This is a genomic window from Candidatus Enterovibrio altilux, from assembly GCF_002381345.1.
Classification (GTDB): domain Bacteria; phylum Pseudomonadota; class Gammaproteobacteria; order Enterobacterales; family Vibrionaceae; genus Enterovibrio; species Enterovibrio altilux.
Window position 1 is genome coordinate 1,361,178 of record NZ_CP020660.1, and the last position, 23,421, is coordinate 1,384,598.

Annotated in this window: 35 protein-coding genes and 1 pseudogene; 34 read left to right on the forward strand and 2 right to left on the reverse strand. The window is 40.7% G+C overall.

Annotated features, from left to right (window positions below; translation table 11 throughout):
* Nucleotides 1-46 precede the first annotated feature (46 nt).
* The 34 genes and pseudogenes from rpsL (at nt 47) to BTN50_RS10145 (ending at nt 20,723) form a co-directional block, all read left to right on the forward strand.
* Entirely contained in the window at nt 47-421 is a 375-nt protein-coding gene (rpsL, locus tag BTN50_RS05750) for a 30S ribosomal protein S12 (protein WP_096619355.1), read from the forward strand.
* A gap of 97 nt (nt 422-518) precedes the next feature.
* On the forward strand, nt 519-989 hold the full coding sequence (rpsG, locus tag BTN50_RS05755) for a 30S ribosomal protein S7 (protein ID WP_096619356.1): 471 nt from the start codon (nt 519-521) through the stop codon (nt 987-989).
* 89 nt (nt 990-1,078) lie between these two features.
* Nucleotides 1,079-3,175, forward strand: a complete 2,097-nt coding sequence (gene fusA, locus BTN50_RS05760) for an elongation factor G (RefSeq protein ID WP_096619357.1) — start codon at nt 1,079-1,081, stop codon at nt 3,173-3,175.
* A 100-nt stretch (nt 3,176-3,275) separates the two neighbouring features.
* Entirely contained in the window at nt 3,276-4,460 is a 1,185-nt protein-coding gene (gene tuf, locus BTN50_RS05765; RefSeq protein ID WP_096619358.1) for an elongation factor Tu, read from the forward strand.
* A gap of 438 nt (nt 4,461-4,898) precedes the next feature.
* Nucleotides 4,899-5,668, forward strand: a pseudogene (locus tag BTN50_RS05770) (transposase).
* A 437-nt stretch (nt 5,669-6,105) separates the two neighbouring features.
* Entirely contained in the window at nt 6,106-6,417 is a 312-nt protein-coding gene (rpsJ, locus tag BTN50_RS05775; protein ID WP_005501283.1) for a 30S ribosomal protein S10, read from the forward strand.
* 15 nt (nt 6,418-6,432) lie between these two features.
* On the forward strand, nt 6,433-7,062 hold the full coding sequence (gene rplC, locus BTN50_RS05780; protein WP_096619359.1) for a 50S ribosomal protein L3: 630 nt from the start codon (nt 6,433-6,435) through the stop codon (nt 7,060-7,062).
* Between the two features lie 16 nt (nt 7,063-7,078).
* Nucleotides 7,079-7,681 (forward strand): 50S ribosomal protein L4, encoded by a 603-nt coding sequence (gene rplD, locus BTN50_RS05785; RefSeq protein ID WP_096619360.1) that lies wholly within the window; start codon nt 7,079-7,081, stop codon nt 7,679-7,681.
* Nucleotides 7,678-7,980 carry a 50S ribosomal protein L23 gene (rplW, locus tag BTN50_RS05790; protein WP_096619361.1) on the forward strand — a complete coding sequence of 101 codons (303 nt, stop codon included), beginning with the start codon at nt 7,678-7,680 and terminating at the stop codon, nt 7,978-7,980. The genes rplD and rplW overlap by 4 nt, the downstream gene beginning before the upstream one ends.
* A gap of 19 nt (nt 7,981-7,999) precedes the next feature.
* Nucleotides 8,000-8,824 carry a 50S ribosomal protein L2 gene (gene rplB, locus BTN50_RS05795; protein WP_096619362.1) on the forward strand — a complete coding sequence of 275 codons (825 nt, stop codon included), beginning with the start codon at nt 8,000-8,002 and terminating at the stop codon, nt 8,822-8,824.
* Nucleotides 8,825-8,842: 18 nt separating this feature from the next.
* Nucleotides 8,843-9,121, forward strand: a complete 279-nt coding sequence (gene rpsS, locus BTN50_RS05800) for a 30S ribosomal protein S19 (RefSeq protein WP_096619363.1) — start codon at nt 8,843-8,845, stop codon at nt 9,119-9,121.
* An 11-nt stretch (nt 9,122-9,132) separates the two neighbouring features.
* Nucleotides 9,133-9,465 carry a 50S ribosomal protein L22 gene (gene rplV, locus BTN50_RS05805; RefSeq protein WP_096619364.1) on the forward strand — a complete coding sequence of 111 codons (333 nt, stop codon included), beginning with the start codon at nt 9,133-9,135 and terminating at the stop codon, nt 9,463-9,465.
* 19 nt (nt 9,466-9,484) lie between these two features.
* Nucleotides 9,485-10,174 carry a 30S ribosomal protein S3 gene (gene rpsC / locus BTN50_RS05810; protein ID WP_096619365.1) on the forward strand — a complete coding sequence of 230 codons (690 nt, stop codon included), beginning with the start codon at nt 9,485-9,487 and terminating at the stop codon, nt 10,172-10,174.
* A gap of 11 nt (nt 10,175-10,185) precedes the next feature.
* Nucleotides 10,186-10,596, forward strand: a complete 411-nt coding sequence (rplP, locus tag BTN50_RS05815; RefSeq protein ID WP_096619366.1) for a 50S ribosomal protein L16 — start codon at nt 10,186-10,188, stop codon at nt 10,594-10,596.
* On the forward strand, nt 10,596-10,787 hold the full coding sequence (rpmC, locus tag BTN50_RS05820) for a 50S ribosomal protein L29 (protein ID WP_096619367.1): 192 nt from the start codon (nt 10,596-10,598) through the stop codon (nt 10,785-10,787). Before rplP ends, rpmC begins: the two co-directional genes overlap by 1 nt.
* Nucleotides 10,787-11,041, forward strand: coding sequence for a 30S ribosomal protein S17 (gene rpsQ / locus BTN50_RS05825; RefSeq protein WP_096619368.1), 255 nt, complete (start codon nt 10,787-10,789; stop codon nt 11,039-11,041). The genes rpmC and rpsQ overlap by 1 nt, the downstream gene beginning before the upstream one ends.
* 161 nt (nt 11,042-11,202) lie before the next feature.
* Nucleotides 11,203-11,574, forward strand: coding sequence for a 50S ribosomal protein L14 (rplN, locus tag BTN50_RS05830; RefSeq protein ID WP_096619369.1), 372 nt, complete (start codon nt 11,203-11,205; stop codon nt 11,572-11,574).
* An 11-nt stretch (nt 11,575-11,585) separates the two neighbouring features.
* Nucleotides 11,586-11,900, forward strand: coding sequence for a 50S ribosomal protein L24 (rplX, locus tag BTN50_RS05835; RefSeq protein WP_096619370.1), 315 nt, complete (start codon nt 11,586-11,588; stop codon nt 11,898-11,900).
* Between the two features lie 15 nt (nt 11,901-11,915).
* Nucleotides 11,916-12,455: a 50S ribosomal protein L5 gene (rplE, locus tag BTN50_RS05840; RefSeq protein ID WP_096619371.1), complete on the forward strand. Its 540-nt coding sequence runs from the start codon at nt 11,916-11,918 to the stop codon at nt 12,453-12,455.
* A 17-nt stretch (nt 12,456-12,472) separates the two neighbouring features.
* Nucleotides 12,473-12,778, forward strand: a complete 306-nt coding sequence (rpsN, locus tag BTN50_RS05845) for a 30S ribosomal protein S14 (RefSeq protein WP_096619372.1) — start codon at nt 12,473-12,475, stop codon at nt 12,776-12,778.
* 23 nt (nt 12,779-12,801) lie between these two features.
* Entirely contained in the window at nt 12,802-13,194 is a 393-nt protein-coding gene (gene rpsH, locus BTN50_RS05850) for a 30S ribosomal protein S8 (protein ID WP_096619373.1), read from the forward strand.
* Nucleotides 13,195-13,204: 10 nt separating this feature from the next.
* Complete coding sequence (rplF, locus tag BTN50_RS05855) at nt 13,205-13,738, forward strand: 50S ribosomal protein L6 (protein ID WP_096619374.1); 534 nt, start codon at nt 13,205-13,207, stop codon at nt 13,736-13,738.
* A gap of 9 nt (nt 13,739-13,747) precedes the next feature.
* The gene (rplR, locus tag BTN50_RS05860) at nt 13,748-14,101 is read left to right on the forward strand and encodes a 50S ribosomal protein L18 (RefSeq protein WP_096619375.1); all 354 of its coding nucleotides are present in this window, start codon (nt 13,748-13,750) and stop codon (nt 14,099-14,101) included.
* A gap of 13 nt (nt 14,102-14,114) precedes the next feature.
* Nucleotides 14,115-14,612, forward strand: a complete 498-nt coding sequence (gene rpsE / locus BTN50_RS05865; RefSeq protein ID WP_096619376.1) for a 30S ribosomal protein S5 — start codon at nt 14,115-14,117, stop codon at nt 14,610-14,612.
* Nucleotides 14,613-14,618: 6 nt separating this feature from the next.
* Complete coding sequence (gene rpmD, locus BTN50_RS05870) at nt 14,619-14,798, forward strand: 50S ribosomal protein L30 (RefSeq protein WP_096619377.1); 180 nt, start codon at nt 14,619-14,621, stop codon at nt 14,796-14,798.
* Nucleotides 14,799-14,803: 5 nt separating this feature from the next.
* Nucleotides 14,804-15,235: a 50S ribosomal protein L15 gene (gene rplO / locus BTN50_RS05875; protein WP_096619378.1), complete on the forward strand. Its 432-nt coding sequence runs from the start codon at nt 14,804-14,806 to the stop codon at nt 15,233-15,235.
* Between the two features lie 25 nt (nt 15,236-15,260).
* Nucleotides 15,261-16,586, forward strand: coding sequence for a preprotein translocase subunit SecY (gene secY, locus BTN50_RS05880; protein WP_096619379.1), 1,326 nt, complete (start codon nt 15,261-15,263; stop codon nt 16,584-16,586).
* A 26-nt stretch (nt 16,587-16,612) separates the two neighbouring features.
* Nucleotides 16,613-16,726, forward strand: a complete 114-nt coding sequence (gene rpmJ / locus BTN50_RS05885; RefSeq protein WP_096619380.1) for a 50S ribosomal protein L36 — start codon at nt 16,613-16,615, stop codon at nt 16,724-16,726.
* Between the two features lie 147 nt (nt 16,727-16,873).
* Nucleotides 16,874-17,230: a 30S ribosomal protein S13 gene (rpsM, locus tag BTN50_RS05890; RefSeq protein ID WP_096619381.1), complete on the forward strand. Its 357-nt coding sequence runs from the start codon at nt 16,874-16,876 to the stop codon at nt 17,228-17,230.
* 15 nt (nt 17,231-17,245) lie between these two features.
* Entirely contained in the window at nt 17,246-17,635 is a 390-nt protein-coding gene (rpsK, locus tag BTN50_RS05895) for a 30S ribosomal protein S11 (protein WP_096619382.1), read from the forward strand.
* Between the two features lie 30 nt (nt 17,636-17,665).
* Entirely contained in the window at nt 17,666-18,286 is a 621-nt protein-coding gene (gene rpsD / locus BTN50_RS05900) for a 30S ribosomal protein S4 (RefSeq protein WP_096619383.1), read from the forward strand.
* A 23-nt stretch (nt 18,287-18,309) separates the two neighbouring features.
* Nucleotides 18,310-19,299 carry a DNA-directed RNA polymerase subunit alpha gene (locus BTN50_RS05905; protein ID WP_096619384.1) on the forward strand — a complete coding sequence of 330 codons (990 nt, stop codon included), beginning with the start codon at nt 18,310-18,312 and terminating at the stop codon, nt 19,297-19,299.
* A 35-nt stretch (nt 19,300-19,334) separates the two neighbouring features.
* Complete coding sequence (rplQ, locus tag BTN50_RS05910; protein ID WP_096619385.1) at nt 19,335-19,709, forward strand: 50S ribosomal protein L17; 375 nt, start codon at nt 19,335-19,337, stop codon at nt 19,707-19,709.
* A gap of 855 nt (nt 19,710-20,564) precedes the next feature.
* Nucleotides 20,565-20,723, forward strand: coding sequence for a hypothetical protein (locus tag BTN50_RS10145; RefSeq protein WP_235610967.1), 159 nt, complete (start codon nt 20,565-20,567; stop codon nt 20,721-20,723).
* Nucleotides 20,724-20,953: 230 nt separating this feature from the next.
* Here the strand turns inward: BTN50_RS10145 and BTN50_RS05915 are convergent, their stop codons facing one another.
* Nucleotides 20,954-22,108 carry an AAA family ATPase gene (locus tag BTN50_RS05915; RefSeq protein ID WP_235610968.1) on the reverse strand — a complete coding sequence of 385 codons (1,155 nt, stop codon included), beginning with the start codon at nt 22,106-22,108 and terminating at the stop codon, nt 20,954-20,956.
* Nucleotides 22,053-23,048: a hypothetical protein gene (locus BTN50_RS05920; RefSeq protein WP_235610969.1), complete on the reverse strand. Its 996-nt coding sequence runs from the start codon at nt 23,046-23,048 to the stop codon at nt 22,053-22,055. Before BTN50_RS05920 ends, BTN50_RS05915 begins: the two co-directional genes overlap by 56 nt.
* Between the last annotated feature and the right edge of the window lie 373 nt (nt 23,049-23,421).

Sequence of the window (23,421 nt, forward strand, 5' to 3'; positions counted from 1 at the left end):
ATAGATTTTTTCACACCTATATATAAGTAATATTAGGAGCTACTTAATGGCCACTATTAACCAGTTGGTACGCAAATCACGTATCAAGCAGGTTGCTAAAAGCAACGTGCCTGCGCTAGAAGCGTGTTCACAGAAACGAGGTGTTTGTACTCGTGTTTATACTACTACACCTAAAAAACCTAACTCAGCATTGCGTAAAGTATGTCGTGTTCGACTAACAAATGGTTTCGAAGTCACTTCATACATCGGTGGTGAAGGGCACAACCTTCAAGAACACAGCGTTGTTCTAATTCGCGGAGGTCGTGTAAAAGACCTTCCAGGTGTACGTTATCACACTGTTCGTGGTGCGCTTGACTGTGCTGGCGTTAACGATCGTAAACAAAGTCGTTCCAAATACGGTGTGAAACGTCCTAAATCTTAGTGAAATCCGTTATGTAAGGCTAAACACTAATAAATCTATAATTATGAAAAAACTGAGAAGTTTTAGATAAAACCTGAAGAAAACAACGGAGAATTCCATGCCACGTCGTCGCGTAATTAGTCAACGCAAAATCCTTCCGGATCCTAAGTTCGGATCAGATTTGCTTGCAAAATTTATAAATATCGTAATGGTTGACGGTAAAAAGTCAATTGCTGAAAAAATTGTTTATGGTGCATTGGATCTCATAGCTGAGCGTTCTGGTAAAGATCACCTAGCCCTATTTGAACTAGCTCTTGATAACGTGCGTCCATCGGTAGAGGTTAAATCTCGCCGTGTTGGTGGTTCGACTTACCAGGTGCCTGTAGAAGTTCGCCCGGTTCGCCGTAACGCACTTGCTATGCGTTGGTTGGTTGAAACCGCACGTAAGCGTGGTGAAAAATCTATGGCTCAACGTCTAGCAAACGAAATGCTAGATGCATCTGAGAACAAAGGCACTTCGGTTAAGAAACGTGAAGAAGTTCATCGTATGGCGGATGCTAATAAAGCGTTTGCTCATTATCGTTGGTAATACCTTTTTAGACGCAGTTTTTGCTACGCTTAAATCACATTTTAAGGTTAACTATTGTCTAAGGTTAACCTTAGTTAAAGGAGACTATTGTGGCTCGTAAGACTCCGATTGAACGCTACCGTAACATCGGTATCTGTGCTCACATAGACGCCGGTAAAACTACAACAACAGAGCGTATCCTATTTTATACTGGTCTATCTCATAAAATTGGTGAAGTGCACGATGGCACTGCAACTATGGACTGGATGGAACAGGAACAAGAGCGTGGTATCACGATTACTTCTGCTGCTACTACGACTTTTTGGCATGGAATGAACGCACAATTTCCTGAGCATCGTATTAATATTATCGATACTCCGGGACACGTTGACTTCACGATTGAAGTTGAGCGTTCATTGCGTGTATTAGATGGTGCGGTTATTGTATTCTGTGGTGTTTCTGGTGTAGAACCTCAGTCTGAGACTGTTTGGCGTCAAGCCGATAAATACAATGTTCCTCGAATGGTTTTCATTAACAAAATGGATCGCATAGGCGCAGATTTTTTACGTGTGGTTGATCAAATTAAAGACCGGTTAAACACAACACTTATCCCAATTTATTTGAATATTGGAGCAGAAGAAGAGTTTCGCGGTGTCATTGACCTTATCAAAATGAAGGCAATTGACTGGAATCAAGTTGATCAGGGCATGACTTTTAACTATGAAGATATTCCTGCTGACATGCAAGAGCTGGCGGAAAAGTGGCATCAAAATTTAGTAGAAACTGCTGCTGAAGCGAACGAAGTATTGATGGACAAATACCTCAATAATGTGGAATTGACCGAATTCGAGCTTAAACAAGCTCTTCGTGAGCGTACACTGAATAATGAAATAGTACTGGCAACGTGTGGTTCTGCATTTAAGAACAAAGGTGTTCAGACCATATTGGATGCAATAGTTGAATTCCTCCCTTCTCCGGTTGACGTGAAAGTGATCAAAGGAGAAGGCGAAGATGGCAATGCCAGTGACTGCCATTCCGACGATAATGAACCATTTGCAGCGTTGGCATTCAAAATTGCTATAGACCCATTTGTAGGGACATTAACCTTCCTGCGTGTTTATTCAGGCGTGGTGAAGACGGGTGACACTGTTTATAACTCTGTAAAACAAAAACGTGAGCGATTCGGTCGGATTGTGCAAATGTATTCAAATAAGCGTGAAGAAATCAAAGAGATCCGCGCTGGTGATATTGCAGCAGCTATTGGTTTGAAAGACGTGACGACAGGGGATACTTTGTGTGCACTAGAATCTACAGTAGTTCTTGAATGTATGGAGTTCCCAGAACCTGTCATTCAGATTGCTGTTGAGCCGCGTTCTCAAGCGGATCAAGATAAAATGGGTGTTGCACTAAGCAAATTGGCGGCAGAAGATCCATCATTCATTGTTGAAATCAACAATGAATCAGGGCAAACCCTAATTTCGGGTATGGGTGAATTACACCTTGACATCATTGTCGATCGCATGCGTCGGGAATTCAACGTGGAATGTAACGTAGGTAAGCCACAGGTGGCATACCGTGAAACCATTCGTGGTAAAGCTGAAGTTGAAGGTAAATTCATTAAGCAGTCTGGTGGTCGCGGTCAATATGGTCATGTATGGATTAAGCTGGAGCCGTCTGCACTCGGCGAGGGCTATGTGTTTATTAATGGAATCGTCGGTGGTTCAATAACGAAAGAATACATCAGTGCGGTTGGTAAGGGTATTGAAGAGCAGATGAGTAACGGCGTACTTGCTGGCTACCCAGTGCTTGACATTAAAGCGACATTGTTCGATGGTTCTTATCATGATGTTGACTCTAACGAAATGGCATTTAAAATTGCTGCATCTATGGCTTTCAAAAAGGGTGCCCTTGAAGCGCAGCCTGTCATTCTTGAGCCTATGATGAAAGTAGAAATTACTACTCCAGAAAACTGGATGGGTGATGTAGTGGGTGATTTAAATAGTCGTCGTGGTTTAATTTCTGGTATGGACGATGGTCCTGCTGGTTTGAGAATTATTCGTGCACAGGTACCGTTGGCTGAAATGTTTGGTTACTCAACTGACTTGCGTTCAGCGACTCAGGGCCGCGCATCTTATTCTATGGAATTCAGTGAATATACTGACGTTCCAAAGAGTGTTGCTGATTCAATCATCGCAGAACGTTGTTGATTAGTAACTTTAATGTTGGCATTGTTCGTCAGCATTGATAAAAACTTCTGATCGCACTTACGACGGTAGGTGCGGCTCATAACTAGGAAGGAACACGATCGTGTCTAAAGAAAAATTTAAACGTATAAAACCGCACATTAATGTTGGCACTATTGGCCACGTTGATCACGGTAAAACTACTTTAACTGCAGCTATCTGTACAGTATTGTCTAAAATATACGGGGGTTCAGCACGAGACTTCGCATCAATCGATAATGCTCCAGAAGAGCGCGAGCGCGGTATCACTATTTCTACATCACATGTAGAATACGATACTTCTGTGCGTCACTACGCTCATGTAGATTGTCCAGGACACGCTGATTATATTAAAAATATGATTACGGGTGCTGCACAAATGGACGGTGGTATTTTAGTTGTTGCGGCAACTGATGGCCCAATGCCACAAACACGTGAACACATTCTTCTTGGTCGTCAGGTTGGTATTCCATACATACTTGTTTTCATGAATAAGTGTGACATGGTAGATGACGAAGAGTTGCTAGAGCTGGTTGAGATGGAAGTGCGTGAACTTCTTACTGAGTACGACTTTCCAGGTGATGATTGCCCAGTAATTCAAGGTTCTGCACTAGGTGCATTGAATGGGGAAAAGCAGTGGGAAGAAAAAATCGTTGAACTAGCAGAAGCACTGGATTCTTACATTCCAGAGCCCAAGCGTGCTATTGATAAGCCGTTCATCCTACCAATAGAAGATGTATTTTCAATCCAAGGTCGTGGTACTGTTGTAACGGGTCGTGTCGAGCAAGGCGTTATTCGCGTAGGAGAAGAAGTTGCAATTATAGGTATCAAAGATACTATTACTACGACTTGTACTGGTGTTGAAATGTTTCGTAAACTTCTTGATGAAGGCCGTGCAGGCGAGAACATTGGTGTTCTTCTACGTGGTACTAAGCGTGATGAAGTTGAGCGGGGACAAGTGCTTGCTAAGCCAGGTTCAATCACTCCACATACGACTTTTACTTCAGAAATATATGTTTTGTCGAAAGATGAAGGCGGCCGTCATACTCCATTCTTCAAAGGTTATCGTCCACAGTTCTACTTCCGTACAACTGATGTGACGGGTATTATTGAATTGCCAGAAGGCGTTGAGATGGTAATGCCCGGTGATAATATATCTATGACGGTTACTCTGATCGCACCAATTGCGATGGAGGAAGGTTTACGTTTTGCTATTCGTGAAGGTGGACGTACTGTAGGTGCTGGTGTTGTTGCTAAAATTATTGCTTAATTTGAAGCATGGATAGAACAATGCTAAAAAAGGATGCTTTAGCATCCTTTTTTAGTTATGTATTCATCCCTGTTTTAAAAGGCTTTGTTTCTTAATTCGAGTTCGAATAGCAAAGTCCTAGATGATTAACTATTAGACAATCGTTTTCGTATTAAGCATACCTAGTGATGTCTGCTTATTTAACGCTTTTATTATTGTGTAGGTTTCGTTAATCTGAGTTGTATGATCCCTTAGGTTCAATCTCCCTCCCCGTCATTTTTTGACTTGAATCATTGCTGTCTCTGTTAGGTAATGCTTATGGTAATCGATTTTATTTTTTGAATCAGGGAACTAAATTTTCAATCAACATTCTAAATCATTAAGTTCACTGAAATATTCAGGTCTATGAACAATTGTCGTTATAAAACCACTAACTGAGAGCAGCATAATCAAGCTTTAATGAGTCGTAGTTCACTAATTTTTTGTATTGATTAAGAAGTTATCCAGCTATGGAATTAAACTAAACATGGTAATCATGGGGGCCTCATTTATTTAGTAACTTAGCTATTATGACGACTTTCATGATTAAACGCGTATTTTCAATGCCATGGAGAGGTTTGGCAGGATTCATAAATTCTGTTTTCAAACTTGCTCAATTGCCATTGTCACGCCCTCACTATTCATACATTAGTAAGCAAACCATAACGATTAATATCACGTTGAAGATGGAATAAAAAATAAAAAAATATGGCACTGATGGAAAACTGTGAGCTTGGCTCAAGTTACATTTAGCGGTAGATATAAATACGTATAAAATCATTGCTGCTGAGTTAAGTGTATCAAATGTGGCTGACAGTAAAGTGCTACCTAACTTACCCAATCAGACATGCTGAAAAATTAATGAAATATTAGTCGATGGTGCTTATTGCACTAGACAATATTACGAAACCATTCGTTTAACACGAATGGTTTCACCCATCCCACAAAGGAAAAGAGTAATGTTTTGAAAACAAGGTCATCCATGTAATTGAGTAGTTGGTTATCAAAAGTTGTGCAGTTTAAATAAGCCTTGGAGAATGAGGTATGGTTATAATAAATGTTCTCTATCAAAGAGGATTATGGTACAAAGCAAAAAATTTTTTGGCGGAACGTTGAGCTTAAAAGATCACAATGCTCGTATTAAAGACATCTATGCGATGACAAAAGTGTTAAATAAACTGACATGCTAGGTAGATATGCTTAAAATAAAAAAGTATTTAATTGTCGTCAATTATGTTGGGATTTGCTATTTAAACTCGAATTAAGAAATAAAGCCAAAAACAAGTGATTCTGCTATTATTTTTATTTTCTATATTATCGATATTTTTTGACTATTTGTGGAACATGACTTGCAAAGGGGTTTGTTATCTGTATAATATTTATCTTGCTAAGATAATATGTCTTATTAATGTGATTGTGAATTAATGAATTTAAATAAAAATTAATTACTGTAGGTTTTCTTTGATTGCTGGTAATTTATATTTTACTTATATTCGCAGTCATATTGTTGACTGACAATGTGTCGGATTCGACACTATGGTTTCATATAAACCAATCGACACTCCTTCGTTATTACGTGGTTGAGTGGCGATGCCAGCTGTGTAATTTTTATTTGGAGCTCTGTCTAATGCAGAACCAACGTATTCGTATTCGCCTGAAGGCTTTTGATCATCGATTAATTGATCAATCTACTGCAGAAATCGTTGAAACCGCTAAGCGTACTGGTGCGCAGGTTCGTGGGCCCATTCCACTGCCTACTCGTAAAGAGCGCTTTACCGTTCTTATCTCTCCACATGTCAATAAAGATGCACGTGATCAGTACGAAATTCGGACACATAAGCGTCTGATTGATATTGTTGAGCCAACAGATAAAACTGTTGATGCATTGATGCGTCTTGATCTTGCTGCGGGTGTTGATGTTCAAATCAGCTTGGGTTAAGAGAGGAATCAAGTAATGATTGGTTTAGTCGGTCGTAAAGTAGGAATGACTCGCGTCTTCACAGAAGAAGGCGTGTCGACCCCAGTTACGGTTGTAGAGGTGGAAACTAACCGTGTAACTCAAGTACGTACTCTTGAAGTGGATGGTTATTCTGCAATCCAAGTAACTTTAGGTGCTAAGAAAGTAAGCCGTATAACTAAGCCAGAAGCTGGCCACTTTGCGAAAGCAGGTGTAGAAGCTGGTCGTGGGCTGTGGGAATTTCGTCTAAATCATGGTGAAAAATTTAAAGTCGGCGCGGAGCTAAACGTTGACTTATTTGCAAAAACCAAAAAAGTAGACGTTACTGGTATATCAAAAGGTAAAGGCTTCCAAGGTGCTGTTAAACGTTGGAATTTTCGTACCCAAGATATGACACATGGTAACTCTTTGTCTCACCGTGCACCGGGTTCAATTGGTCAATGCCAAACTCCAGGGCGTGTATTTAAGGGTAAAAAAATGGCTGGTCATATGGGTGCTGAGCAAGTGACAATTCAGAATTTAATGATCGTACGTGTTGATGCTGAGCGTAAACTGCTACTTATTAAAGGTACAGTTCCAGGCGCTACAGGCGGAAATGTGATAGTTAAACCAGCCGTTAAAATATAACGTCGAGGAGTTAGTAATGGAATTGGTAGTCAAAGGCGCTGATATGCTAACTGTCTCCGAAACTACCTTTGGGCGTGATTTTAATGAGGCTCTTATTCATCAGGTAGTTGTTGCTTATGCAGCTGGTGCCCGTCAAGGTACCCGTGCTCAAAAAACTCGTTCAGATGTACGTGGTGGTGGTGCTAAGCCTTGGCGTCAAAAAGGATCAGGTCGAGCCCGTGCAGGCACAATTCGTAGTCCTATTTGGCGTTCTGGGGGTGTAACTTTTGCAGCTCGTCCACAGGATTATAGTCAAAAAATTAATAAAAAAATGTATCGAGGTGCTCTTAAGAGTATCTTGTCTGAGTTAGTGCGTCAAAATCGTTTGATTGTTGTTGATAATTTTTTAGTAGAAGCTCCAAAAACCAAAGAGCTGATTGTTAAGTTAAAAGAGCTTGATTTAACTGAAGCTTTAATTATAACTGCAGAAGTTGACGAAAATTTATTCCTTGCTGCACGTAATTTATACAAAGTTGATGTACGTGATGCGGCAGGTATTGACCCAGTTAGTCTAATTTCTTTCGACAAAGTAGTTATGACTGCAGCTGCAGTTAAGCAAGTCGAGGAGATGTTGAAATGATCACTGAAGAGCGTATTCTTAAAGTTATACGTGCTCCGCACATCTCTGAAAAAGCAACTATGGCTACTGAAAACGCGCATACTGTCGTTTTCAAAGTAGCAATGACTGCAACTAAAAAAGAGATTAAAGCTGCAGTTGAAAAATTATTCGATGTTGAAGTTAAATTTGTTAATACTCTTATAACTAAGGGTAAGACCAAAGGTCAAGGTGCTCGCCAAAGTCGTCGTTTAGATGTCAAAAAAGCGTACGTTATTTTGAAAGAAGGTCAAAATATTAATTTCGTTGACGGCTCTGAGTAAGACGCTAGGAACGTAAAAAATGACAATTATTAAATGTAAGCCTACTTCACCTGGCCGTCGTCATGTTGTTAAAGTTGCTAATGCTGACCTGTATAAAGGTAAGCCTTACGCATCACTGCTAGAGAAAAGTTCTAAGTCTGGTGGACGTAACAATAATGGTCGTATCACAGTACGTCATATAGGTGGTGGTCATAAGCAAAACTACCGCATAATTGACTTTAAACGTACTAAAGATAATATCCCAGCAAAAGTTGAGCGTCTAGAATATGATCCAAATCGCAGTGCGAACATTGCGCTAGTATTGTATGCGGACGGTGAACGTCGTTATATTATTGCACCGAAAGGCATGCAAGCTGGTGAACAGATTCAATCTGGCGCAGATGCTGTAATTAAAACGGGTAACACCTTACCAATGCGTAACATCCCAGTAGGTTCAACTGTTCATTGTGTTGAATTAAAGCCGGGTAAAGGTGCACAGCTGGCCCGTTCAGCTGGTGCATACGCACAAATCGTTGCTCGTGATGGTGCATACGTAACTCTTCGTTTGCGCTCTGGTGAAATGCGTAAGGTTCTTTCTGAAGGTAGAGCCACCATCGGCGAGGTTGGTAACGCAGAACACATGCTGCGTGAACTGGGTAAAGCTGGTGCATCACGTTGGAGAGGCGTTCGACCTACAGTGCGTGGTGTAGCAATGAATCCAGTAGACCACCCACATGGTGGCGGTGAGGGTCGGACCTCTGGTGGTCGTCATCCTGTATCACCTTGGGGTATGCCAACTAAGAGTTTTAAGACTCGTAAGAACAAACGTACTGATAAGTATATCGTACGTCATCGTAACAAGTAATTTTAAAGAGGATACACCATGCCACGTTCTCTCAAGAAAGGTCCATTTATTGACCTGCACTTGCTGAAGAAGGTAGAGAAAGTGTTGGAAAGCGGAGACAAAAAGCCTGTTAAGACTTGGTCCCGTCGCTCAATGATCATTCCTCAGATGATCGGATTGACCATCGCTGTCCATAATGGTCGTCAACACGTGCCTATTTTCATTACGGATGAAATGATTGGTCACAAGTTAGGCGAATTTGCACCAACACGTACTTATCGCGGCCATGTTGCAGATAAGAAAGCTAAGAAGCGTTGAGGAGTTAAGAAATGGAAGCTATTGCCAAACATCGCTTTGCTCATATTTCGCCTCAGAAAGCACGTTTGGTTGCAGATCAAGTGCGCGGGAAAAACATTGAACAAGCTTTGAAACTTCTTAAGTTCAGCAATAAAAAAGCTGCTGAACTTATCAAGAAGATCTTGGAATCTGCTATTGCAAATGCTGAACACAATGAAGATGCTGATATTGACGATCTTAACGTCACTAAAATTTTTGTTGACGAAGGTCCGATCATGAAACGTATGGTGCCACGTGCAAAAGGTCGTGCCGATCGCATCTGGAAGCGTTCTAGCCACATTACTGTTATTGTAGCAGACTGCTAAGAGACGAGGAGAGAAAGCAATGGGTCAAAAAGTACATCCTAATGGTATTCGTCTTGGCATTTGTAAGCATTGGAATTCCACTTGGTTTGCTAATAGCCAAGATTTCGCGGACAATCTGAACGGCGATTTTAAGGTACGTCAGTTCCTTATGAATGAACTGAAAAAAGCATCTATTTCTCGTATCATTATCGAGCGCCCGGCTAAGAGTATTCGTGTAACTATCCACACTGCTCGTCCGGGTATTGTTATCGGTAAAAAGGGCGAAGACGTAGAAAAATTGCGCGCTCGTGTTGCTCAACTAGTGGGTGTGCCTGCACAAATCAACATTGCAGAAGTACGCAAACCAGAGCTTGATGCTCAATTGGTTAGTGATAGTATTGCTTCTCAGCTGGAGCGTCGTGTTATGTTTCGTCGTGCTATGAAACGCGCGGTACAAAATGCAATGCGTTTGGGTGCCAAAGGTATTAAAGTGGAAGTCAGTGGTCGTTTAGGCGGTGCTGAAATCGCTCGTACCGAATGGTATCGTGAAGGTCGTGTACCATTGCACACTCTTCGTGCTGATATTGATTACGCAATTTCTTCGGCTCACACTACTTATGGTGTTATTGGTACCAAAGTTTGGATCTTCAAAGGCGAAGTTCTGGGTGGTATGCCAATTGTTGGGCTACAGGTTGAGCAGCCTAAGAAGCAGCGTAGAAGCCGTAAGTAAGGAGTATATTAATGCTTCAACCAAAACGGACTAAGTTCCGCAAGGCTTTTAAAGGTCGTAACCGTGGCCTTGCTTCAGGTACTGACGTAAATTTCGGTGCCTTCGGCATTAAGGCTATTGGTCGTGGGCGTATTACTGCGCGTCAGATTGAAGCTGCGCGTCGGGCTATGACTCGTCATATTAAGCGTCAGGGTCACATTTGGATTCGAGTCTTCCCAGATAAGCCGATAACTACGAAACCTTTGGAAGTTCGTCAGGGTAAAGGTAAGGGTTCTGTGAGTTACTGGGTGGCACAAATTCAACCAGGTAAAGTCTTGTACGAGATGGATGGTGTTTCTGAAACTCTAGCTCGAGAAGCATTCGAGTTAGCAGCACGTAAACTATCAATGAAAACCACTTTCGTAACTAAGGCGGTAATGTGATGCAAGCACAAGAACTTCGCGAGAAAAGTGTAGAGCAGTTGAATGAAGATTTATTGAGTTTATTGCGTGAGCAATTTAATCTGCGCATGCAAGTTGCAATTGGGCAACTGCAACAAACTCACACTCTTAAGACTATTCGTCGTGATATCGCACGTATTAAAACCGTTCTGAACCAGAAGAGCAATGCATAATGAGCGATAAAATCCGGACTCAACAAGGTCGTGTAGTAAGTGATAAAGGTAATAAATCTATCGTTGTTGCTATTGAACGTCAGGTGAAATACCCGATCTATGGTAAGTTCATTAAGCGTACAACGAAGCTGCACGTTCATGATGAAAACAACGAGTGTGTCCAAGGTGACACCATTGAAGTTCGTGAGTGTCGTCCACTCTCTAAGATGAAGTCTTGGACTTTAGTACGTGTAGTTGAGAAAGTGCGCCTGTAAGGTAAACTTTACAACGACTAAAATAAAACGGCTCCAACTGTGGCGCCGTTTTATTCTTATATATCCATCTTAAAAAATTAGTGTTATTATATGCCTCATTTATAATGAGATCACCTAATAGCTCAGATGGATCTAAATGTAATAATAGCGGAGCATTAACCATGATCCAAATGCAAAGTATGCTGGATGCAGCCGATAATTCTGGTGCTCGCAGCATAATGTGTATTAAAGTGCTAGGTGGTTCACACCGCCGCTATGCCCACATCGGTGATGTCATCAAAGTTACCGTGAAGGATGCAATTCCACGCGGTAAAGTAAAAAAAGGTGATGTTCTGAAAGCAGTTGTAGTTCGCACTCGTAAAGGTGTTCGTCGTCCAGACGGTTCTGTCATTCGCTTTGATCGTAATGCTTGCGTATTGTTGAATAACACGACTGAAGCACTTATTGGTACTCGTATTTTTGGGCCTGTTACACGTGAACTTCGTGGTGATAAGTTCATGAAAATTGTGTCTCTAGCGCCTGAAGTTCTGTAAGGAGCATTAAAATGGCAGCGAAAATTCGTCGTGATGACGAGGTTATTGTTCTTGCTGGTAAAGACAAAGGTAAAAAAGGTAAAATATCTAAGGTTTTGACTACCGGTAAAGTTATCATTGAAGGTCTTAACTTAGTTAAGAAACATCAGAAGCCTGTACCAGCTAAGGGCATCCAAAGTGGTATCATTGCAAAAGAAGCCGCGATTCATGTTTCTAATGTGGCTATCTACAATGCTGCAATCGGTAAAATAGACCGTGTAGGTTTCCGCTTTGAAGATGATAAAAAAGTTCGCTTTTTTAAATCGAATGGTAAAACTATTAAGTGAATTTGGAGTAGTACTATGGTGAAACTGCATGATTACTACAAGAAGACTGTTGTAAAAAAACTTTCTAAAAAGTTTCAATACAAGAGTATCATGCAAGTCCCTAGAATCGAAAAGATTACCCTGAATATGGGTGTGGGAGAAGCAATTAACGATAAAAAATTGCTCGAAAATGCAGCTTCAGATATGACAATTATTGCTGGTCAGAAGCCACTAATCACTAAAGCACGTAAATCTGTTGCTGGCTTCAAGATTCGTGAGGGCTACCCTATTGGTTGTAAAGTGACCCTACGTGGTCAACGTATGTGGGACTTCTTTGAGCGCTTGATCTCAATTGCTTTACCACGTGTACGTGACTTCCGTGGTGTAAGTTCGAAATCGTTTGACGGTCACGGTAACTATAGCATGGGCGTTCGTGAGCAAATTATCTTCCCAGAGATCGATTATGACAAAGTGGATCGTATCCGAGGTTTTGATATCACTATCACGACGTCTGCAGCAACTGATGAAGAAGGTCAAGCTTTGTTGGCTGCCTTTAACTTCCCATTCCGTAAGTAAAGTGAAAGGTTACTGTAATGGCTAAGCAATCAATGAAAGTGCGCGAAGTGAAACGCGCGAAACTGGTAGCTAAGTTCGCTGAGAAGCGTGCTGTATTAAAAACTATTATTAAAAACATTAATGTGACCGAAGAAGAGCGTTGGGATGCAGTCCTGAAGCTTCAATCTCTACCGCGCGATTCTGCAAAGTCTCGTCAACGTAATCGTTGTAACCAGACTGGGCGCCCACATGGCTATCTCCGTAAATTCGGGCTTAGCCGAATTAAGGTTCGTGAAGCTTGTATGAGAGGCGAGATCCCTGGCTTACGCAAGGCTAGCTGGTAATTGAATCACGGGAGTAAAGACTTATGAGCATGCAAGATCCGATTTCGGATATGTTGACTCGCCTTCGTAATGGTCAGGCAGCAGCTAAAGTTGCTATTAAAATGCCTTCATCAAAGCTAAAAATTGCAATTGCTAAACTGCTTAAAGTTGAAGGCTATGTAGCTGACTATGCTATCACAAGCGATGTTAAGCCGGAGCTAGAGGTGATGCTGAAGTATTTTGAAGCGAAACCAGTTATTGAGCAAATCCAGCGTGTTAGCCGTCCAGGTTTACGTATTTATAAGAAAAAAAATGCGGTGCCTTCTGTCATGGCTGGTTTAGGTATTGCTGTAGTATCGACTTCTAAAGGTTTGATGACTGACCGTGCGGCTCGTAAAGCGGGTCTGGGCGGCGAAATCATCTGTTATGTAGCGTAAGGAGTAGGAAATGTCTCGTGTCGCAAAAGCACCTGTAGTAATTCCTGCTGGCGTAGAGGTGAAACTGAACGGTCAGGAAGTCACTGTTAAGGGTACTAAAGGTGAATTAAGGCATGTTATTAATAATGCCGTAATAGTGAGCCAAGAAGATAAATTTGTGAAGTTCGCACCACGTGAAGGAATTATGAAGGCTAATGCCCAAGCAGGTACTGCACGTTCATTAGTCAACAATATGGTTGTTGGTGTTACGGAAGGTTTTACTAAAAAATTAATTCTGAAGGGTATTGGTTATCGTTCCGCAATAAAGGGAAATGCAATAGCTCTTACTTTGGGCTTTTCACATCCTATTGAGCACGAACTGCCTGAAGGCATTAAAGCAGAATGCCCAAGTCAAACTGAAATTGTTCTAACTGGTGTGAACAAACAGCAGGTTGGTCAAGTTGCTGCTGATATCCGTGCATACCGTCAGCCTGAACCTTATAAAGGTAAAGGTATTCGCTACGTTGACGAAGTTGTGCGTACTAAAGAAGCTAAGAAGAAGTAAGGTAACACTATGGATAAGAAAATTGCTCGTATCCGTCGTGCGACCCGAGCACGTCGCAAAATTGCTGAGCTGGGTGCGACTCGTCTGGTAGTACATCGTACTCCACGTCATGTGTATGCTCAGGTTATCGCTGCAAACGGCTCCGAGGTTATTGCTGCCGCTTCTACTGTAGAACAAGCGATCCGTGAGCAACTAAAAGGAACCGGGAATAAATATGCTGCTATTGCGGTAGGTAAAGCTATCGCTGAGCGCGCAATGGAAAAAGGCATCGAAACTGTTGCATTTGACTGTTCTGGGTTTCAATACCACGGTCGTGTGGCTGCACTGGCAGATGCTGCCCGTAAAGCTGGTTTGAAATTCTAAGGTAGGCGGAAAGATGGCTAACGAAAAACAACAAAGTGATTTGCAAGAGAAGCTGATTGATGTTAAGCGTGTTTCTAAAACGGTTAAAGGTGGGCGTATCTTTAGTTTTACCGCTCTTACTGTAGTTGGTGATGGTAATGGTCGCGTAGGTTTTGGTTACGGTAAAGCCCGTGAGGTGCCTGCTGCTATCCAAAAATCTATGGAAAAAGCACGCCGTAATATGGTTATTTTTGCATTGAATAATGGAACTTTACATCACTCTGTTAAAGGTCGCCACACTGGTTCTAAAGTGTATATGCAACCTGCTTCAGAAGGTACAGGTATTATCGCCGGTGGTGCGATGCGTGCTGTATTAGAAGTTGCTGGTATTCGTAACGTTTTGGCGAAAGCATATGGTTCTACTAACCCTATCAACATTGTTCGTGCAACGATTCTTGGTTTGGGTGGTATGAAGTCTCCAGAAATGGTAGCTATTAAACGTGGCCTGCCTGTAAACGAAATTTTGGGATAATTTAACATGGGTAAAATTATTAAAGTAACTCAGACTCGTAGCTCTATCGGTCGATTACCGAAGCATAAAGCTACCCTGCGAGGCTTAGGTTTGCGTCGCATCAATAACACTGTTGAAGTTGAAGATACTGCTTGTGTACGCGGAATGGTCAATCAAATCCATTACATGGTTAAAGTGGAGGAGTAATCACTATGCGTTTGAATACTTTATCTCCAGCCGTGGGTTCTAGGCTTTCTAAGAAGCGAATAGGCCGTGGTATCGGGTCAGGCATGGGCAAAACTGCGGGCCGCGGGCATAAAGGTCAGAAATCACGTTCAGGTGGTTCTGTACGACCAGGTTTCGAAGGTGGGCAAATGCCTTTAAAACAACGCCTACCAAAATTTGGTTTTACTTCTCGCAAGAGTTTAACTTCTGCAGAAGTTCGTCTCAGTGAACTAGCAAAAGTTGAAGGCAATGTAATAAGTCTTGAAACTTTGAAATCGGCTAGCGTGATCACTAAAAACATTCGGATAGCGAAAATTGTATTGTCTGGTGAAATCACTCGTTTAGTCATAGTAAAAGGTCTTCGTATTACCAAAGGTGCTCGAGCTGCTATTGAAGAAGCTGGCGGTAAAATTGAGTAATAATTAGCTCGAAGACGAGGTGCAGATGGCAAAACAATCAGGACAGAAATTTAGTAGTGCAAAAGGTGGGCTTGCAGAACTTAAAAGTCGTCTACTCTTTGTGGTAGGTGCATTATTGGTGTTCCGTGCTGGTTCTTTTGTACCAATTCTTGGTATTGATGCTGCTGTACTTGCCGATCTGTTTGAACAACAAAAAGGTACCATCATTGAAATGTTTAACATGTTTTCTGGTGGTGCACTTGAACGTGCTTCTATTCTAGCGTTGGGTATTATGCCGTATATTTCGGCATCAATTGTTATCCAACTCTTAACTGTAGTACACCCAGCCTTGGCTGAGTTAAAAAAAGAAGGAGACTCTGGTCGTCGAAAGATTAGCCAGTACACTCGCTATGGCACGCTTATTCTTGCAATTTTTCAAGCACTTGGTATTGCTACAGGCTTGCCGAATATGATTTTTGGTTTGGTTGAAAACCCTGGCTTTGAATTTTATTTTACTGCTGTTATTAGTTTGGTTACTGGTACCATGTTTTTAATGTGGTTAGGTGAACAAATCACAGAGCGTGGCATAGGCAATGGTATTTCCCTGATTATTTTTTCCGGCATTGTTGCAGGATTACCATCAGCTATTGGACAGACAGTGGAACAAGCACGTCAAGGTGAATTGCACGTCCTTCTCCTTCTGCTGATTGCATTCATTGCATTTGTTGTTATTGCATTTGTTGTGTTCATGGAGCGTGGACAACGTCGTATTGTCGTGAACTATGCGAAGCGTCAACAAGGTCGTCGAGTCTTTACCGCGCAGAGTACTCATTTACCATTGAAAATTAATATGGCAGGTGTAATTCCAGCAATTTTTGCATCAAGTATTATTCTATTTCCAGGTACTTTGGCCCAATGGTTTGGTCAGAGTGAACAGTTTAATTGGCTAACTGACGTGTCACTGGCACTTAGTCCTGGTCAACCTCTGTATGTAATTCTTTATGCAGCAGCGATTATCTTCTTCTGTTTTTTTTACACTGCATTGGTTTTCAATCCGCGAGAAACTGCAGATAATTTGAAGAAGTCTGGTGCATTTGTGCCTGGTATTCGTCCGGGAGAACAGACGGCAAAGTACATTGATAAAGTCATGACTCGACTTACCCTTGCAGGTGCATTGTATATAACTTTTATCTGTTTGATTCCCGAATTCATGATGATTACTTGGAATGTGCGCTTTTATTTCGGCGGAACTTCCCTATTAATTGTAGTTGTAGTAATCATGGATTTTATGGCTCAAGTTCAGACACATATGATGTCTCAACAATATGAGTCCGTGTTGAAAAAAGCCAATCTGAAAGGCTATGGCCGTTAATAAATTAACATCTACGGAGTTTAATAATGAAAGTTCGTGCTTCCGTTAAAAAAATTTGTCGTAACTGTAAAGTGATCAAGCGTCACGGTGTTGTTCGTGTGATTTGCAGTGAGCTAAAACATAAACAACGGCAAGGTTAATAGAAAATATTTTTCTTGCAAAACTTAGACTGGCTAGCTACATTAAGCAGTCTTCTTTTTATATTTATAAAAGAAGTGGTTATGCTGCTGCGTATCCTAAACGGGCTTTGCAGCAGTTCTTCTTGAAAAAGTACTATGGAGTGAATAGTGGCCCGTATTGCAGGCATTAACATTCCTGATCATAAGCATGCTGTAATCGCACTAACTGCGATCTATGGTATCGGTAGAACTCGCTCTCAAACTATTTTAACTGAGACGGGTATAGCTGAAAGTGTTAAGATCAGTGAGTTATCTGAAGATAAGCTCGATCTACTGCGTGATGGCATTGCCAAGTACATTGTAGAAGGCGATCTACGCCGTGAAGTTTCAATGAATATCAAGCGTCTTATGGACCTTGGTTGTTATCGTGGTTTACGTCACCGTCATAGTTTACCACTACGTGGTCAGCGCACGAAGACTAATGCTCGTACCCGTAAGGGTCCGCTAAAACCGATCAAGAAATAATCGGGGTAGGTGAAAATGGCTAAACAACTAAATCGCGCACGTAAACGCGGACGTAAGCAAGTTGCGGATGGCGTAGCGCATATCCATGCATCTTTTAATAACACGATCGTAACTATTACCGATCGTCAAGGTAATGTTCTTGCATGGGCAACTGCCGGTGGTTCTGGATTTCGTGGTTCTCGCAAATCAACTCCGTTTGCTGCACAGGTTGCTGCGGAAAATTGTGGTGAGATGGCTAAAGATTATGGCCTCAAGAACCTTGAAGTTATGGTTAAGGGCCCAGGTCCAGGCCGTGAATCTACGATTCGAGCTCTGAACGCGGCTGGATTTCGCATTACTAACATTGTTGATGCAACTCCGATCCCTCATAATGGTTGTCGTCCACCTAAGAAACGTCGTGTATAAGGCTATTTCTTAGAACTATGGAGAAAAATCATGGCAAGATATTTGGGTCCTAGGCTGAAGCTTAGTCGTCGTGAAGGTATTGACTTGTTCTTAAAGTCTGGCATACGCGCGATTGAGACTAAGTGTAAAATTGATAACGTCCCAGGCGTGCATGGTGCTCGCCGTCGTCGTCTATCTGATTATGGCATTCAGCTTCGTGAGAAGCAAAAAGTTCGTCGTATTTATGGCGTACTGGAAAAGCAATTTCGTAACTACTACAAAGAAGCTGCTCGCTTTAAAGGTAATACAGGTGAAAACCTGCTGCAACTTTTAGAAGGTCGCTTAGACAACGTAGTTTATCGCATGGGTTTTGGCGCAACTCGTGCAGAAGCACGTCAGTTGGTGAGCCATAAGGCGATCTTGGTAAACGGCACTGTTGTTAATGTTCCTTCTTTTCAGGTAACGGCCAATGACATTGTTAGCATTCGTGAGAAGGCTAAGAATCAAGCACGCATTAAAGCCGCTCTTGAAATTGCTGCTCAGCGTGAGTTGCTAACTTGGATCGTAGTAGATAGCAGCAAAATGGAAGGTACTTTTAAACGTTTACCAGAGCGTTCTGATTTGTATGCTGATATCAACGAACACCTGATCGTCGAGCTTTACTCTAAGTAAGGCTAAACTAAAGAGAGGACACAATGCATGGTTCTGTAACAGAATTTCTTAAGCCGCGTCTAGTTGACATTGAACAAGTAAGTTTGACGCACGCAAAAGTAACTCTTGAGCCGTTAGAGCGTGGTTTTGGTCACACTCTAGGGAATGCTCTACGTCGTATTCTGCTATCGTCTATGCCTGGTTGCGCTGTGACTGAAGTAGAGATTGATGGTGTGTTGCACGAGTACAGTACTAAAGAAGGTGTACAGGAAGATATACTGGAAATCCTGCTTAACCTTAAAGGCCTAGCTGTTAAGGTAGAGGGTAAAGATGAAGTTATCCTTACTCTTACGAAGTCTGGTGTAGGCCCTGTTGTTGCAGGTGACATTATCCATGATAATGGGGTTGAGATTACGAATTTAGAACACGTAATCTGTCATTTAACAGATTCAAATGCTGAAATCAGCATGCGTATAAAGATAGAACGAGGTCGTGGCTACGCACCAGCATCATCACGTATTCACACTGAAGAAGACGATCGGCCAATTGGCCGTTTACTTGTTGATGCAATGTTTAGTCCAGTGGACCGTATTGCTTACAATGTTGAAGCAGCACGTGTTGAACAACGTACGGATCTAGATAAGTTGATTATCGATGTGGAAACTAATGGTACGCTTGATCCAGAGGAAGCGATTCGTCGTGCAGCAACAATTCTTGCGGAACAATTAGATGCGTTTGTAGATCTTCGTGATGTGCGAGTTCCTGAAGAGAAAGAAGAAAAGCCGGAGTTTGATCCTATTTTACTGCGCCCTGTAGACGATCTTGAACTGACTGTACGTTCTGCTAACTGCTTAAAAGCAGAAGCGATTCACTATATCGGTGATTTGGTGCAACGTACGGAGGTTGAGCTTCTTAAAACGCCTAACCTTGGTAAGAAGTCTTTAACTGAAATTAAAGACGTATTGGCTTCACGTGGTCTGTCTCTAGGTATGCGCCTAGAGAACTGGCCTCCAGCATCAATCGCTGAAGATTAATCAGACTTTGATTATTTAGTTAGAAGGATTAGACCATGCGCCATCGTAAGAGTGGTCGTCAACTCAATCGTAACAGCAGTCATCGTAAAGCGATGTTTAGTAATATGGCTAGTTCTCTGGTAACTCATGAAGTTATTAAAACAACTCTGCCTAAAGCAAAAGATCTGCGTCGAGTAATTGAACCATTGATTACTCTAGCAAAGAAGGACAGTGTTGCTAATCGTCGTCTTGCATTTGCTCGTACTCGTAATGACGAAGTAGTAGCCAAACTATTTAACAAATTAGGTCCACGCTTTGCTTGTCGTGCAGGTGGTTACACTCGCATTTTAAAGTGTGGTGTACGTACTGGTGATAAAGCTCCTATGGCTTACGTTGAGTTAGTTGATCGTCCCGCGAAAACTGTTGAATAAGCCCGTTGAACCTATAAAATAAAAAGGCAGTCGAAAGACTGACTTTTTATTTATTAATACTATCTACTTTTAACAGCTAAACATCTCTATAACCCTTTAATACTCATTAAAGTATCTATTGATTGACATATAGAGAAATGCAATGCATTTATTTTAGTGTAGATAGACAGTTCTGATACGGTTATCTATTAGATGATTGTTTCTATTTGAGGCATACTAAGTCCTTGTAACCTATTAAATGCTTTTAGCATTGTGTAGGTTTTGCTAATCTAGCGTTGGAACCCCTTAAATTCCATGTCCTTTCGAGCAGTTGTTTAACTCGGAATATCGTTGCTTATAATAGAGAACGATTATGGTAATCATGCCTTATTTTTCCATGCTGATTTGGACAGACTGCATTTCTTAAACTAGGAAACTGAATCATTAACCGATAGCTTTAGACAGCTGGTCCATTAACATTATGGATTGATGAAAAAGTCATTCAATTATGGAACTGCACTAAGTAAGCTAATCATGGGAGGAATCCTCTCTCATATAGCGAATTAACCATTACGACGACTTTCATAATTAAGTAATTATTTTCAATGTTACTGAGAGGTGTATCAGGATTGATTCATTCTGTTTGCAAATTCGTCCCATTACCATTAATCATACTCTCACTATTCATGCGTTAGCAAGCGAGCCAAAATAATTAATGTCACTTTTATCGTACGTTTTTAGTGCTCTTAGCATTCATGGCTAAGTGCTGGGGGAAGGTGACACTAATAGAAGATCACTAGTCTAGCACAAGTAATATTTAGAGGTAAATATAAATACGCATGAAATTATTGCTGCAGAATTAAGTTTATTTAATGTATGACTGACTGTGAGGTGATATTGAACCTGCTTAAACAGACCCGCCGAAAAATCAATGAAATATCAGGCAATGACATTTATGTACGAACACTAGATAATGTTATGAAATTAGCCATATTAAACGAGCGGTTGCACTTATTCAACCAAAAAAAGAAGTAACTGTTAAAAATGAAATTATCTACGTAATTTAGTGATCAGTTACCAAAAGTTATACGGTTCAAACCAGCTTAAGAAAATGAAGTATAGTTACCATAAACCTTCCCTATTAAAGACAACAATGTTTCGAGCTAAAGAACTACTCGGAGTGACATCAAGTCTCAGGGTTCACAATGCTCAATTAACAATGCTTACGCAATAATAAAAGCGTTAAAGAAGCTGACAGAGAATAGTTAATCATGTTGGGATTTGCTATTTAAATTTGAATTTGAAAACAAAGCCTCTGAGAGCTCTAATGCCATACCTTCACCGAATGGACCATGAGTGGTTTGTTTAGCTAAACGTTTTGATTTTTCAGACAAAAGAGAGTCATCTCTGTGTATTAATCCCGGCTCTTCTAAAAGACGTGATAAGCGTTTTTTAACTAAATGAACTACTTCTACCTTTTTTTCACCACTTAGTTGCTCATTTTTAAGTTGACTAACAACTTCTTGATTAACATGCAATAGTGCATTATTACTCCAGTGCAGCCTTATTGGTTTTCTCCACTGTTGAGCAAAAGGTACATAGTTAGCTTTGATATGACGCAAGCGGGTTTCTTGCACCGTATTATCTTTCTTATCTATTAACAGATCTAAATACAGATGTAGTTTTGACTTGGAAAGTGTGGAAGACAAACCAGAACCAGAGACGCTATTTATTATTTCCTTCCCTCTGCTCACATTTTTTGTCGGATGGTGAACAACAAGAACAGCAACATCAGCTTCATTGGCAAGCTTTTCCAAAGTAATTCTTATGTAGTAGTCATCATCTACTATATCAGCTGAACCAATGGCATCACGCAATGTGTCTATAACTACCAAATCGTACTCTTTGCTCGTGGCAATTAATTTTTCCAGAGCCTTAGATGCTTCTTCCCATTCTTTAGTGTTTTTAGACGAGCCTGAACTACAAATAGGATTAAAATGTCGATATATTCCAATGTTAGTTCTTAATCGCTCTTTAATATTGGTGGAAAATTCAGCTAAATGTGCTTTTATACGTGGAAGTATGCCTGACAATGAATCTTCAATTGGCCAGATCAAAGTTCTAAGTACTTTGTTTTCACTATACCCTATACCAATTAATGGATATTTTGGCAAAGCCATCTCATAAGCTATTGATAAAGATAAATAACTTTTGCCAGAATCAGGTGGTGCGATTAAAAAACCAATACTACCTCGAAACAAACCTTTTAAAATTTGTTCTTTATTGAAACTAGCTAAATTTTCGTTAATATCCTTTTCGCTTAAAGCAATAATATTCTCATCGTGAATCGTTATTGTCATATTATTATCTCTTTTTTTTTTCATCACCCAAGTACAACAACAAAATATCTTGTTTGCCATTGTCACGTACTTGCTCTTGGAGTAGTAATCGGAAATCTCGTAATAGCACATCTTTTTTTAAAATAACTTCTGCCATTGTGTTATTAATGTGGCGACTTAGGTGTTGTTTGGACACTCGTACCTTGTTGGTATAGTAAGCTTTAATAAGTTGGCTTAGATACTGACCATGTATATATTCACGCTTATGAGCATCAATATACTTACAGAAATCGGTGACAGCATGTTTGCCTATCAGCTGCGGATAAACTTTTAAAAATCGTTTTCGGCTGATAGCTCCTTCCTGTCGCAAAGATGCAGTGAAGGTTTTATGGACCCCGACTATCAAATGGGTGATTGTATCAGTCTTAATAGAGTTTTTATTTTTAATTCCATCCAAGACAAGTAAAGGAATGTAATTGCTGTCCACCAGTTTCATTCGTATGTGGTAGTGAGGTAAAGTTGCCCCATCCTTTTCGTAATTCAAAACCAGTAGCATTTGTGAAAGCCTTTGAAGTCTTGTTATTACTGTGTTTTTGTTGGTCTTTTGATTTTTCAGGTTTAAGAACTCAAACAGTGTTATGAAATCATAAAGGAAATAGTCGTATACTCCACTAAACATTTTTGTATCGAGAAGATTGTGGTATTGGTGTGATAATCTATTGAGTTCGACATTAATTTGGGCGAGTTCAATGGCTTGACGAAGTGTTAGACCAGAAAGATCTACATACATTCCACCTATACTAACGATCCCTTCCAGTAGATGCCTATCATCAGCCAAACAGACAGTACTGTATACGTCGATTCTAACGGCATCGAATTCACGTTTATTTATTCCTTTCTTCCAGTATGGCTTTGACAAGCTTGTAGAAAGCAGAGGTTTTTGTGCTAGTAGTTGTTGCTCAAGTTCAGTTTTATTACCACTGATCCTTGCTACAAAATCTCTTGGAATTCTTCCTGGCAAGAAAATGCAATCCATTAGCGTTGTAGTCGATGGTCTATTACCAAACGCATCATTAATTATTTCTGCTGGGAAATACCCCTCAAAATTTTCTGTAGTGTCACCCATATCTTAATGCCGTGATGTTTTTTTGAAGCATATCATATAGCTTAAAAAGAGGAAAACAACCTCTTATTATGTAATTTATATCTAAAATAAATAAGCTTCTTTTAGAAGCCAGTACATAGTATTTTGAGAGTTTTTGTGTTCCCAAAAAACTGGTAAATATTACAAAACAATCGTCAGTAAAGTTAGACACATACATACAGTTATTAATTGATTCAGGCTTGCACTTAACAGACCCAAATATTGAAGTGCTTATCCAAAAAGCAGAGAA

Bases quoted from the DNA above. Each gene is read 5' to 3' on its own strand.
- rpsL (WP_096619355.1), top strand. From the start codon at position 47: ATGGCCACTATTAACCAGTTGGTACGCAAATCACGTATCAAGCAGGTT.
- rpsG (WP_096619356.1), top strand. From the start codon at position 519: ATGCCACGTCGTCGCGTAATTAGTCAACGCAAAATCCTTCCGGATCCT.
- rpsJ (WP_005501283.1), top strand. From the start codon at position 6,106: ATGCAGAACCAACGTATTCGTATTCGCCTGAAGGCTTTTGATCATCGA.
- rplC (WP_096619359.1), top strand. From the start codon at position 6,433: ATGATTGGTTTAGTCGGTCGTAAAGTAGGAATGACTCGCGTCTTCACA.
- rplD (WP_096619360.1), top strand. From the start codon at position 7,079: ATGGAATTGGTAGTCAAAGGCGCTGATATGCTAACTGTCTCCGAAACT.
- rplW (WP_096619361.1), top strand. From the start codon at position 7,678: ATGATCACTGAAGAGCGTATTCTTAAAGTTATACGTGCTCCGCACATC.
- rplB (WP_096619362.1), top strand. From the start codon at position 8,000: ATGACAATTATTAAATGTAAGCCTACTTCACCTGGCCGTCGTCATGTT.
- rpsS (WP_096619363.1), top strand. From the start codon at position 8,843: ATGCCACGTTCTCTCAAGAAAGGTCCATTTATTGACCTGCACTTGCTG.
- rplV (WP_096619364.1), top strand. From the start codon at position 9,133: ATGGAAGCTATTGCCAAACATCGCTTTGCTCATATTTCGCCTCAGAAA.
- rpsC (WP_096619365.1), top strand. From the start codon at position 9,485: ATGGGTCAAAAAGTACATCCTAATGGTATTCGTCTTGGCATTTGTAAG.
- rplP (WP_096619366.1), top strand. From the start codon at position 10,186: ATGCTTCAACCAAAACGGACTAAGTTCCGCAAGGCTTTTAAAGGTCGT.
- rpmC (WP_096619367.1), top strand. From the start codon at position 10,596: ATGCAAGCACAAGAACTTCGCGAGAAAAGTGTAGAGCAGTTGAATGAA.
- rpsQ (WP_096619368.1), top strand. From the start codon at position 10,787: ATGAGCGATAAAATCCGGACTCAACAAGGTCGTGTAGTAAGTGATAAA.
- rplN (WP_096619369.1), top strand. From the start codon at position 11,203: ATGATCCAAATGCAAAGTATGCTGGATGCAGCCGATAATTCTGGTGCT.
- rplX (WP_096619370.1), top strand. From the start codon at position 11,586: ATGGCAGCGAAAATTCGTCGTGATGACGAGGTTATTGTTCTTGCTGGT.
- rplE (WP_096619371.1), top strand. From the start codon at position 11,916: ATGGTGAAACTGCATGATTACTACAAGAAGACTGTTGTAAAAAAACTT.
- rpsN (WP_096619372.1), top strand. From the start codon at position 12,473: ATGGCTAAGCAATCAATGAAAGTGCGCGAAGTGAAACGCGCGAAACTG.
- rpsH (WP_096619373.1), top strand. From the start codon at position 12,802: ATGAGCATGCAAGATCCGATTTCGGATATGTTGACTCGCCTTCGTAAT.
- rplF (WP_096619374.1), top strand. From the start codon at position 13,205: ATGTCTCGTGTCGCAAAAGCACCTGTAGTAATTCCTGCTGGCGTAGAG.
- rplR (WP_096619375.1), top strand. From the start codon at position 13,748: ATGGATAAGAAAATTGCTCGTATCCGTCGTGCGACCCGAGCACGTCGC.
- rpsE (WP_096619376.1), top strand. From the start codon at position 14,115: ATGGCTAACGAAAAACAACAAAGTGATTTGCAAGAGAAGCTGATTGAT.
- rpmD (WP_096619377.1), top strand. From the start codon at position 14,619: ATGGGTAAAATTATTAAAGTAACTCAGACTCGTAGCTCTATCGGTCGA.
- rplO (WP_096619378.1), top strand. From the start codon at position 14,804: ATGCGTTTGAATACTTTATCTCCAGCCGTGGGTTCTAGGCTTTCTAAG.
- secY (WP_096619379.1), top strand. From the start codon at position 15,261: ATGGCAAAACAATCAGGACAGAAATTTAGTAGTGCAAAAGGTGGGCTT.
- rpmJ (WP_096619380.1), top strand. From the start codon at position 16,613: ATGAAAGTTCGTGCTTCCGTTAAAAAAATTTGTCGTAACTGTAAAGTG.
- rpsK (WP_096619382.1), top strand. From the start codon at position 17,246: ATGGCTAAACAACTAAATCGCGCACGTAAACGCGGACGTAAGCAAGTT.
- rpsD (WP_096619383.1), top strand. From the start codon at position 17,666: ATGGCAAGATATTTGGGTCCTAGGCTGAAGCTTAGTCGTCGTGAAGGT.
- BTN50_RS05905 (WP_096619384.1), top strand. From the start codon at position 18,310: ATGCATGGTTCTGTAACAGAATTTCTTAAGCCGCGTCTAGTTGACATT.
- rplQ (WP_096619385.1), top strand. From the start codon at position 19,335: ATGCGCCATCGTAAGAGTGGTCGTCAACTCAATCGTAACAGCAGTCAT.
- BTN50_RS10145 (WP_235610967.1), top strand. From the start codon at position 20,565: ATGACTGACTGTGAGGTGATATTGAACCTGCTTAAACAGACCCGCCGA.
- BTN50_RS05915 (WP_235610968.1), bottom strand. From the start codon at position 22,108: ATGGCAAACAAGATATTTTGTTGTTGTACTTGGGTGATGAAAAAAAAA.